Origin of the sequence: Micromonospora sp. NPDC049580, from assembly GCF_040675595.1 — a bacterium.
Taxonomy (GTDB): Bacteria; Actinomycetota; Actinomycetes; order Mycobacteriales; family Micromonosporaceae; genus Micromonospora.
In genome coordinates this window covers 1-9,326 of record NZ_JBFAPG010000233.1, presented here as the reverse complement: position 1 = coordinate 9,326, position 9,326 = coordinate 1, and the positions used below count along the sequence as shown (strand labels likewise).

At 74.1% G+C, this 9,326-nt stretch carries 10 protein-coding genes; 3 read left to right on the top strand and 7 right to left on the bottom strand.

Annotation, left to right across the window (positions count from 1 at the left end; all coding sequences use genetic code 11):
- Positions 1-17: 17 nt before the first annotated feature.
- From AB0J68_RS19005 to AB0J68_RS18985, 5 genes are all read right to left on the bottom strand, one after another.
- A complete protein-coding gene (locus tag AB0J68_RS19005; RefSeq protein ID WP_363939665.1) occupies positions 18-1,511 on the bottom strand; it encodes an MFS transporter in 1,494 nt (497 codons plus the stop codon).
- Positions 1,512-1,544: 33 nt separating this feature from the next.
- Complete coding sequence (locus tag AB0J68_RS19000) at positions 1,545-2,156, bottom strand: TetR/AcrR family transcriptional regulator (RefSeq protein ID WP_363939663.1); 612 nt, start codon at positions 2,154-2,156, stop codon at positions 1,545-1,547.
- Positions 2,157-2,313: 157 nt separating this feature from the next.
- Positions 2,314-3,279: a Gmad2 immunoglobulin-like domain-containing protein gene (locus AB0J68_RS18995; protein ID WP_363939662.1), complete on the bottom strand. Its 966-nt coding sequence runs from the start codon at positions 3,277-3,279 to the stop codon at positions 2,314-2,316.
- The gene (locus AB0J68_RS18990; RefSeq protein WP_363939660.1) at positions 3,276-4,745 is read right to left on the bottom strand and encodes a HAMP domain-containing sensor histidine kinase; all 1,470 of its coding nucleotides are present in this window, start codon (positions 4,743-4,745) and stop codon (positions 3,276-3,278) included. Before AB0J68_RS18990 ends, AB0J68_RS18995 begins: the two co-directional genes overlap by 4 nt.
- A gap of 13 nt (positions 4,746-4,758) precedes the next feature.
- Positions 4,759-5,439: a response regulator transcription factor gene (locus AB0J68_RS18985; protein ID WP_363939658.1), complete on the bottom strand. Its 681-nt coding sequence runs from the start codon at positions 5,437-5,439 to the stop codon at positions 4,759-4,761.
- A gap of 242 nt (positions 5,440-5,681) precedes the next feature.
- On the opposite strand from AB0J68_RS18985, the gene AB0J68_RS18980 reads away from it, so the two are divergent.
- Positions 5,682-6,029 (top strand): L-rhamnose mutarotase, encoded by a 348-nt coding sequence (locus AB0J68_RS18980; RefSeq protein ID WP_363939656.1) that lies wholly within the window; start codon positions 5,682-5,684, stop codon positions 6,027-6,029.
- Positions 6,030-6,136: 107 nt separating this feature from the next.
- On the opposite strand, the gene AB0J68_RS18975 is transcribed toward AB0J68_RS18980, so the two are convergent.
- The gene (locus tag AB0J68_RS18975) at positions 6,137-6,700 is read right to left on the bottom strand and encodes a hypothetical protein (protein ID WP_354863087.1); all 564 of its coding nucleotides are present in this window, start codon (positions 6,698-6,700) and stop codon (positions 6,137-6,139) included.
- A 277-nt stretch (positions 6,701-6,977) separates the two neighbouring features.
- On the opposite strand from AB0J68_RS18975, the gene AB0J68_RS18970 reads away from it, so the two are divergent.
- Positions 6,978-7,634, top strand: coding sequence for a hypothetical protein (locus AB0J68_RS18970; protein WP_363939654.1), 657 nt, complete (start codon positions 6,978-6,980; stop codon positions 7,632-7,634).
- Positions 7,635-7,658: 24 nt separating this feature from the next.
- On the opposite strand, the gene AB0J68_RS18965 is transcribed toward AB0J68_RS18970, so the two are convergent.
- Entirely contained in the window at positions 7,659-8,510 is an 852-nt protein-coding gene (locus tag AB0J68_RS18965; protein WP_363939652.1) for a DUF3152 domain-containing protein, read from the bottom strand.
- A gap of 140 nt (positions 8,511-8,650) precedes the next feature.
- Between AB0J68_RS18965 and AB0J68_RS18960 the strand changes: the two genes are divergently transcribed.
- The gene (locus AB0J68_RS18960; protein ID WP_354862204.1) at positions 8,651-9,151 is read left to right on the top strand and encodes a SigE family RNA polymerase sigma factor; all 501 of its coding nucleotides are present in this window, start codon (positions 8,651-8,653) and stop codon (positions 9,149-9,151) included.
- Positions 9,152-9,326 lie beyond the last annotated feature (175 nt).

The following is a 9,326-nucleotide window of genomic DNA, read 5'->3' as shown; positions in this document are numbered from 1 at the left end:
CGGCCGTGTCGTCCGGCTCAGCCCATGGGCACGGCGTTGCCGGCGGGGATGTCCTCCTTGCGCACCTTCACCAGGACCAGCGTGACCAGCCCGGCGAGCACGATCAGGGCCGCGCCCCAGGCGAACGCCACACGGTAGCCGTGCACGAGCGCCTCGACCTGGGTGACCGGGTTCGGCGCCCGGCCGACCAGGTACGCGGCCACCGCGCTGGTGTAGAAGGTGTTCAGCAGCGCGGTGCCCAGCGAGCCGCCGATCTGCTGCGTCGCGTTCAGCGTCGCGCTGGCCGCTCCGGCGTCGTGCTCCGGCACCCCGACCAGCGCGAGGCTGGACAGCGGCACGAAGGTGAAGCCGAGGCCCATGCCGAGGATGACCTGGGCGGGCAGCAGGAGGGTGAGGAACGAGGTGTCCACGTCGATCTGGGTGAGCGTCAGCATGGCCACGGCGGCGAGCACGGCACCGCCGACCATCAGCGGCTTTGCGCCCACCTTCGGCATCAGCTGGCTGGCGCCACCCGCCGCGATCAGCACGCCCACGGTGACCGGCAGCGACGCGAGCCCTGCCTCGAGGGGCTTGTACTGCAACACCACCTGGAAGTAGAAGGTGAGGAACAGGAACGCCCCGAACAGGCCGGCACCGATAAGCGTGGAGGCGAGGTACGCCCCGCCCCGGTTGCGGTCCAGGATGATCCGCAGCGGCAGCAGCGGGTGGTTGGAGCGCAGCTCGATCACCACGAAGGCGGCCAGCAGCACCACACCGGCGGCGATGAAGCCGAGCGTCGCGGTGGCGTCCCAACCGTCCTCGGCGGCCTTGGTGAAGCCGTACACCAGGGAGACCAGGCCGGCGGTGACGACGACCGCGCCGGGCACGTCGTAGCGGGTGTTGCCGTGCGCCCGGCTCTCCGGCACCAGCGGGATCGCGAAGGCGATCGCGACGGCGGCGACCGGGATGTTGACCAGCAGGCACCAGCGCCAGTCGGCGTACTCGGTCAGCACCCCGCCGAGCAGCAGCCCGACCGCGGACCCACCGCCGGCGATCGCGCCGTACACGGCGAACGCCTTGGCCCGCTCCGTGGCCTCGGTGAACAGCACCGTGAGCAGCGCCAGCGCGGCCGGGGCGAGCAGCGCGCCGAAGGCGCCCTGCAACGCGCGGGCGGCGAACAGCATCTCGCCGCTGGTGGCCAGACCGCCCAGCGCGGACGCCAGCGCGAAGCCGACCATGCCGACGAGGAACGTGCGCTTGCGACCCCAGTAGTCGGCGATCCGGCCGCCGAGCAGGAGCAGACCGCCGAAGGCCAGCGTGTAGGCGGTGATCACCCACTGCCGGTTCGCGTCGGTGATCCCCAGGTCCGCCTGGGCCTGCGGGAGCGCGATGTTCACGATCGTGGCGTCCAGGACGACCATCAGCTGTGAGACCGCGATGACCGCCAGCGCGATCCAGCGCCGCGGGTGCGGCGCGCCTGTCGACGTCCCGGCGCCGGGTGCGCCGGGGGCTGTCGAGGTGGTTCCGGGCATGGTGAAGCCTTCCGTGGTGCGGATGTCGAGGGATCAGGCCTGGGACGGGCGGTCGTGCTGGTAGCGGAGCACCGGGATCAGCACCTGGTCGACGACCTGGGTGAGGAACGCATCGTCGGCGGGCAGGCCGTGCGCGACGACGCGGGACAGGGTGAGCGCGGGCGCCAGGTCGTGGAACAGCTCCCGTTCACCGGCGTCCGGGGGGATCTCCCCGCGGGCGGCGGCGCGGACGAGGATGGCCGTGCTGGCCACCCGCCCGGCGGGCAGCACCTGGTGGCGTACCAGGCGTTCCAGCTCCGGGCTGGTCCGCATGGCGAAGGTCAGCGCCTGCATCAGGTCGCAGTCGGCGACGCAGATGGCTGCGGTGGCACGCAGCAGCTCGATCAGGTCGCCCCGCAGCGAGCCGGTGTCGGGCGGGTTGTGCACGCCGACCTGACGGTCGCGCAGGGCGGCGACGACCAGCTCGGCCTTGCCGTCCCACCGCCGGTAGATGGTGGCCTTGCTCACGTGTGCGCGGGCGGCGACGGCGTCGATGGTCATCCGGTCGTAGCCGACCTCGCGCAGCAGGTCGATCACCATCGTGAACAGGTCGCTGGACGTGCAGCGCGCGGCCCGGGCGGCCGGCACCCCGACGCCCGCGCTCACCTGCTTACCATCCAACACCCGAAGACCCCCCGCGAAACGATGTCGTACCGACCCTAGTTCGTTGCTGGCCGTTCCTGCAGGCTTTTATGAGGTGCGTCGCACCCGGCGGACGAAACGGTTACGTTTCTGTCCCACGTCGGGCGGATGAATCCCGTGGTCAGCTCCCGGTGGGCGCGAGGATCACCGGCACGGCCACGGTGTTGATCCGGGCGCCGTCGCGCGGGGACACCTCGTACACCTCGATCGTGCCGTGCTGCTCCCGGGCCGTGCGCCAGCCGACCACCAGCCGGTAGGCGCCCCGGCAGCCACTGCCGCAACTGGCGGTGCCGAAGCCGGTGGCCACCTCCCGGCCGGCGGCGTCCAGCACCCGGATGCTCACCGTGGCCTCGAACACGTCGGCGGTGCCGGTGACGGTGAGGGGGGCGGTGACCCGCTCGCCGACGCTCGGGGCGGTCACCACGATCGGCGCGAGCAGGTCCGGATAGTCGGCCCGGCCGACCGGTGCCCCGCCGGGGAAGCGGACCTGCCGGACGGTGGGGAACTGGGTGAGCGTCCACACCACCTGCGCCTCGCGCAGCCGCCGACGCTCCGCCGGGTCGTTGCCGGACGGAACGGGACCGAGCGTCGCCACGCCGTCGGTGATCCGGGTGACCTCGACACCGGCCGGCAGCAGGGTGACCATCCCGGTGGCGGCCTCGGCCGGCGTTGGCCCGGCGGCCAGTTCGGTCAGCGCGAGCCGGGACGTCGTGAGGGTGGCCGGCCGGGTGCGCCGGGTGGGGACGAGCAGGCCGTTTCGCACGTACCACAGCTCGATCGTCACCGGGTCCGCCCGGCGCGTGGCGGTGGCTGTCGGTGCCGGCGGACGCGGCGCGGTGCGGGTGGCCACCGGCGACGGTGGTGGCCCGGACGGCGGGGTGGGCGCGGAGGTCGGGCCTCCGGCGGGCGGGGTGCTGTGCGGCGGCGCGGTGGGCGCCGCGCCCAGGACGCCGGAGCGGGGCGTGCCGCACGCGCCGAGCAGAAGCGCGGCGACGAGCACCGGCACACCGACCGCGCGCCACCCGCCGCGCCGGCGCACGCTGACCGCGCCGCGCTGGCTTGCTCGGACCGCGCCGCGGCGGCTCATCCGTCACCGCCCGTCGGGCCGGCGGTCGCCGCCTCGGCGTCCTCGTCGAGGTGCCCCGCCGGGCGTGGCACGCCGCCGGGCGGCCCGTCCGGGCCGTACGCGGGCAGCTCCAGACGGAACCGGGCGCCGGCACCCGGCGCGCTGCGGACGCTCAGCACCCCGCCGAGCAGGGCGGCGTGTTCCCGGGCGATGGCCAGGCCGAGCCCGCTGCCCGGCGCGGAACGCGAGGCGTCGACCTTGTGGAACCGGTCGAACACGTGCGGCAGGTGCTCGGCGGGAATGCCCGGCCCCTGGTCGGTGACCTCGAAGACGACGAGCGCGCCCGCCCCGGTGACGGTCGCCCGGATCTCGCCGCCGCCGTGCTCGACCGCGTTGGTGACCAGGTTGGCCAGGACACGCTCCAGGCGACGCGGGTCCGTGCGCAGCGCGACCGGGTCGCCGGTGACCAGCACGCGCTCCGACCAGCCGCGCGCCGCGACGATCGTGCGCAGCAGCGCCGGCGCGTCCACCGGCTCGACGTTCGGCCGTTCCCGCCCTGCGTCCAGCCGCGAGATCTCCATCAGGTCCTCGACCAGGCGACGCAGGCGGACCACGTCGCCCACCAGCAGCCGGGCGGCCGGCCGGGCGTCGTCGGGCAGCCGGTCCAGCTGCTCGCGCAGCAGCGAGGCCGCAGCCACCAGGGCGGTCACCGGGGTACGCAGCTCGTGCGCCACATCGGCGGTGAACCGCCGCTCCCGGGCCTGCGCGGCCGACAGGGCGGCGATCTTCGACTCCAGCGCCTCGGCCATCTCGTTGAACGACGCCGCCCAGACGCTGAACTCGTCGCGCCCGCGTACCGGCAGGCGGGTGGCGAGCAGCCCCTCGGTGAGCGCCCGGGCGGCGCGGCTGGCCCGACCCACCGGCTCCAGGGTGCGGCGGGCCAGGAGATGGCCCACCCCGGCGGCGACCAGCACGACGAGCACCCAGCCGGCCAGCAGCGCGGTGCGCACCTGACCCAGGTCGGCGGCGATGTCGTCCTCCACGGTGATCACGTACAGCTCCGCGGTCGAGCCGGGGATGCGTCCGCCGACCACCAGCAGTCGGGGTCGCTGGCCCGGCGCCGAGCGCTGGTAGGCGAGCTGCCCGTCGGCGACCGCGGCCCGCAGTCGCGTGCCCAGGGCGGGGGCGTACGCGGGATGGGAGGGGCGGGTCGGGCCGTCGACGAGGACGACGTGCCGGCCGCTGCCCTCGAAGCTGGCGAGCAGTTCGGTGCCGCGCTGCTCGGTCAGGGGCAGGAACTCACCGGCGAGCAGGAGCTGGTAGCGCGCGTCGGCGGCGGCCTGGTGCAGCGAGGCGTCCAACCAGGACTGTCGCAGCAGCACTCCCGCCCCACCGGCGAGCAGGCCGGCGGACACCCCGGCGACCAGCACGAACGCGATCGTCAGCCGGCGCCGCAGGCGGCCCGGCGCCACCGCTCGTCCGGCCATCGCCGACCTCCCGTCAGAGCGTGGACAGCTTGTAGCCGGCGCCGCGCACCGTACGGATGCGCCGTGGGTGCGCCGGGTCGTCCTCGACCTTGGCGCGCAGCCGCTGCACCGCCACGTCGACGAGCCGCGAGTCGCCCAGGAAACGGTGGTCCCAGACCAGGTCCAGCAGCAGTTCCCGGGTGAAGACCTGGCCGGGGCGTCGGGCCAGCTCCAGCAGCAGACGGAACTCGGTGGCGGTCAGGGTCACCTCGCGGCCGTCGCGGCGTACCACGAAGCCGCCCGGATCGATCTCCAAGTCGCCGACGGCGATGGTGTGCGACCCGGCCGGCGCGCTCGCCCGTCGCAGCACCGAGCGGACCCGCGCCACCAGCTCGGGCAGGTCGAAGGGTTTGCGCAGGTAGTCGTCGGCGCCGCATTCGAGGCCGACCACCACGTCGAGCGTGTCGGTACGGGCGGTCAGCATGAGGATCGGCACCTGGCTCGTGCGTCGGATCTCCCGGCAGACCTCCAGACCGTCCAGGCCGGGCAGCATCACGTCGAGCACGATCGCGTCGACCGGGTGCGCTCGCCAGGTCATGAGCGCCTGCCGCCCGTCGACGGCGGTGTCGACCCGGAAGCCGGCGCGACGCAGACCGAGGGCGGTGACCTCCCGGATGGAGGCGTCGTCCTCGACCACCAGCACGCTGCCCTCCACCACCTGAGGGTAGACCCGCCGCGACGCTGCGCAGCCCTGGCGAAACGGTCGGTGTCGGCGGCCCGGTCGGGTCCGGGGCACGGAACGGTCGCCCTCGACCTTCGGCGGGTGATCCTCGATCTTGGCTACGGCTACCATCGGGTCGCCAACGCGATGGCCGTCGATGGCCAACCTGCTCCGGGCCGTCGCCACCCGCGTGACCAGTTCACCTGAGAGGACACGACGTGCAACGTCATGGCTGCGTGATCCGGCTTCGCCCGGAGCACCGGGAGACCTACCTGCGCCTACACGCCGAGGTCTGGCCGAGCGTCGAGAAGACGCTGCGCGAGGCGAACTTCCGCAACTACACCATCTTTCTCCACGACGACCTGCTCTTCGGCTACTACGAGTACGTCGGTGACGACTACGAGGCCGACCTGCGGTACATCACCGCCGACCCGCAGACTCAAGAGTGGTGGAAGCTGACCGACCCGTGCCAGGAGTCGCTCGCCGAACCCGGATCGGGGGACTGGTGGGCCCCGATGCGGGAGGTCTGGCACCTGGCCGACGAGGCGGCTGGAGAGGCAGCCGAGCAGACCCCGGCGAGCTAGCTGCCCGTGGTCGGGTGTCGCGTTGGTGGCTGCGCACGATGCCCGCTTGGCCGTCCGCCTCGACGGGCGGGCGGGCGGCCAAGCGGATCGCCCCACTGCGGCTCCACTCACCACTGGTGGGCGACGTCCAGCACGATGCGGCTGTGTGTGCCGGGGCCGGCGAGCGTGAACGTGCGGAACGGCAACCGAGCCCGTACGCCGACCGCGAAGGTGCTGTAGCCCTCGAAACTGCCGCCGAAGACGACGTCGCGCAGCGTTGAACAGCGCAGCAGGTTCGCGACGTGCTCGCCGACCGCGTAGGGCACGGTGCCCTGGTGTTCGGCGTCGTACGCCGGGGCCCGCAGCGAGACCCGCAGCAGCGCGCCCCCGGCGGTGTACGGCGACAGCGCCAGCCCCTCGCCCTCGGTCCACGTCTCGCCGTAGCCGACCGCGTAACCGTCGACCGGTCCGGCGAACTCGAAGACCACCCGGTCGTAGCAGTCGTGCTGCCCGGTCCGTACGGCGACCAGCGGGGCGTCGCTCAGCGTGCCGGCCGACTTGTCCGCGCTGCCCCAGGTGATCCCGCAGGACGCCGACCCGGTCGTGGTGCCCGCCGCGGTGCTGCTGCCCGCGCTGGCGACCAGACCGGCGAGGACGACCGCCAACGCGGTAAGTGTGCTCCTGATCCTCATGGTGCTCTCTCCGCTCGATGCCGGGGTCACGTCGCGGCAGCGTTGCCGGTGACCCTCTGCCGTCACGGTCGCCCGCCCGCGGCACGCGAGCTTCGCCGCGGCGTAACCGCTGGGTAACAGTGGCCGGCGGCCGTCGGTCGCCGGCCGACCGCGGGGGAGTGCGTGCCCCTGCTCCGACCCGAGGTCGGGAAAGGCCCCGACCCGACGTGGCGGTGTCACCCACGCCGTCCCACAACGCGGTACTGTGCCTGGCAGTCGACACATTCGAGGTGGACCCGTGCCTACCGTCGTCGTCCTCGCGCTGACCCTCGCCCTCGCGCCCGCGCCGTCCCCATCGGCCACCTCGGGCCCGGTCGGCGACATCCTCGGTGGCGTCGGCCGGGTCGTCGACGATCTGCTCGGCGGCCAGGGTGCGCCGAGTGCGACGCCGACGCCGAGCGTCAACCCCACCGCGACGTCCGCGCCGACCCGGCCACCAGCGACCGGCCAGCCCAGCCCGACCGCGCCCGGTGCGACCGCCGCGCCCGCCGGGTCGTCGGCCGGTGTCCGAGCACCGGCCGCCCCCGGCCGGCCGGCCGAAGGCTCCGGCGCCGACGCCGACGAGGTCGCCGTGCCCGTGCGCACCGTCGACACCCCGGCGCCCGAGGTCCCGCCGGCGCTCGCCAACCCCGCCCGCGGTGGCTGGCCGCCGGTGTCCTACCTGCTGGTCGCGGCCGTCCTGGCGGTGCTGGCACTGCTGCTCCTGCGTCGCCGCGCGCCCGACTTCTCCGCCGCTCCCGCGCCGGATCCCGCTCCCGCGCCGGATCCGGACCCGGGGCCGGATCCCGACCCCGGGCCGGACAATGTCCGCCGCCTGCCGACCAGCCTCAACGCCATCTACGAGCTGGGTCGGCTGGACGAGCGGCTCGAGCAGGAACGCCGCCGCCGCACCTGACGGACGGCCTCCCGGTCGTCGGGGTCAGTGCGCCGCGTAGGCGCCCTCGCGCCGTGGAATCTCGTCGTCGTACGCCCCGACCGGTCCGCGGTAGCGGGTCGTGCCGTTCGGGTACGGCCAGGCCCCGGCGCGGCACCCGTGCAGGCCCAGCGTCTGCTGCTGCATCACCGGCGCCGGCCGGCCCCGCCCCGGGCAGCGCTCGTGACCGAACCCGAGTTTGTGCCCCACCTCGTGGTTGACCATGTACTGCCGATAGGTGGCCAGGCTCGCGCCGTAGTCCGGCACCCCCGTGACCCAGCGCGCCACGTTGAGGACCACCCGGGCGCCGTTGCGGCACGACGTGTAGCCGTCCGGCACGTCCTGGCAGAGGGTGTCGCGGGTGCCCGGGGTCGCCAGGTAGATCGTGAAGTCGGTGGGTTCGTTCGCGCCGACCCGGCGCAGCCGCCACGTCCCGTCCGCCGTCCACCCGCGAGGGTCGTTCAACGTCGCGGAGATCGCCGTGGCGATGTCGCCCACCCGCAGGCCCCGGATGTCGCGCTCCACGGCGACCCGGTAGCGCAGCAACCCGCCGGTGCTCCCGCCGCCACCCGTCGTCTCGGCCGCGGCCACCGACCAGCGGTTGCTGCCGGTGGCGGGATAGCTGACCGGCACGACCGTGGGCGCCGCCGGCGCGACACCGCCGCTTCCGGCCACTCCCGCCGGACGTCCCGTCGCGACCGGTCCCGCCGAGGGCAGGCCGGCGGGGTCCGGTCCGCTCGCGGCGCCACCGGCCGGTCCCTTCCCGGCGGCGGGCAGGCCACACCCGGTGAGCAGCGCTACGACCAGCAGCAACGCCACTGGGGGCAGATACCCCCGACGGGTAGCCTTCGTCGACATGTCTTTCTCCCCTCGCGTGCCGGTCCGCGGCGACGCGGGAGAGAAGACGGGTGAGCCCGGCAAAAGGTTGACGTCGCGAGGACTCAACCTTCGCGGAGCCTCGCCCGTCTGAAAGGGTGTGGCACGGGGGAGGGTTCGCGGTGGCGCGGGGTGACGCGGAGTTCGTCGAGTTCGCGCGGGCGGCGTCCGCGCGACTGGTGCACGCCGCGTTCCTGATGACCGGCGACCACCACCAGGCCGAGGACGCCGCGCAGACCGCGCTGGTGCGCACCTACGCGTCGTGGTCGCGAATCCACGACGACGACGCCTACGGGTACGCCCGTCGCACCCTCGTCAACCACCTGGTGGATCGGTGGCGGCGGCCGATGCGGGAGTACCCCACCGAGGAGGTGCCGGAACAGCGGCGTGGCGACGTGGCCGACGACGTGGCCACCCGGCGCTGGTTGGTCACCATCCTCGGCGCGCTGAGCCCCCGGGAGCGGGCCATCGTCGTGCTGCGCTACTACTTCGACCTGCCGGAGGCGCAGGTGGCCCGGGAACTCGCCGTATCCGTAGGCACCGTCAAGAGCACCAGCTCGCGAGCCCTGGAGAAGCTGCGCACGGCCGCGCCGCGCACGGCCGACGAGGAGGCCCGCCGATGAGCGAGCTGGACCGGCTCCGCCACGCCATGCGGGCGACCGAGCGCCCCGACGCCACGCTCGATCTGGCCACCGTCATGCGTCCGACGACCCCCAGGTGCGTGCTCTGCTGGACGCGCAGACCCCGGCCGTCGCGCTGGTTGCCAAGGCCGACATCCGCCACGTCGAGCGTGCGCTG

What these genes read in the sequence shown, in the direction of transcription:
- AB0J68_RS19005 (WP_363939665.1), bottom strand. Translation starts at nt 1,511, where the DNA reads ATGCCCGGAACCACCTCGACAGCCCCCGGCGCACCCGGCGCCGGGACG.
- AB0J68_RS18995 (WP_363939662.1), bottom strand. Translation starts at nt 3,279, where the DNA reads ATGAGCCGCCGCGGCGCGGTCCGAGCAAGCCAGCGCGGCGCGGTCAGC.
- AB0J68_RS18990 (WP_363939660.1), bottom strand. Translation starts at nt 4,745, where the DNA reads ATGGCCGGACGAGCGGTGGCGCCGGGCCGCCTGCGGCGCCGGCTGACG.
- AB0J68_RS18975 (WP_354863087.1), bottom strand. Translation starts at nt 6,700, where the DNA reads ATGAGGATCAGGAGCACACTTACCGCGTTGGCGGTCGTCCTCGCCGGT.
- AB0J68_RS18965 (WP_363939652.1), bottom strand. Translation starts at nt 8,510, where the DNA reads ATGTCGACGAAGGCTACCCGTCGGGGGTATCTGCCCCCAGTGGCGTTG.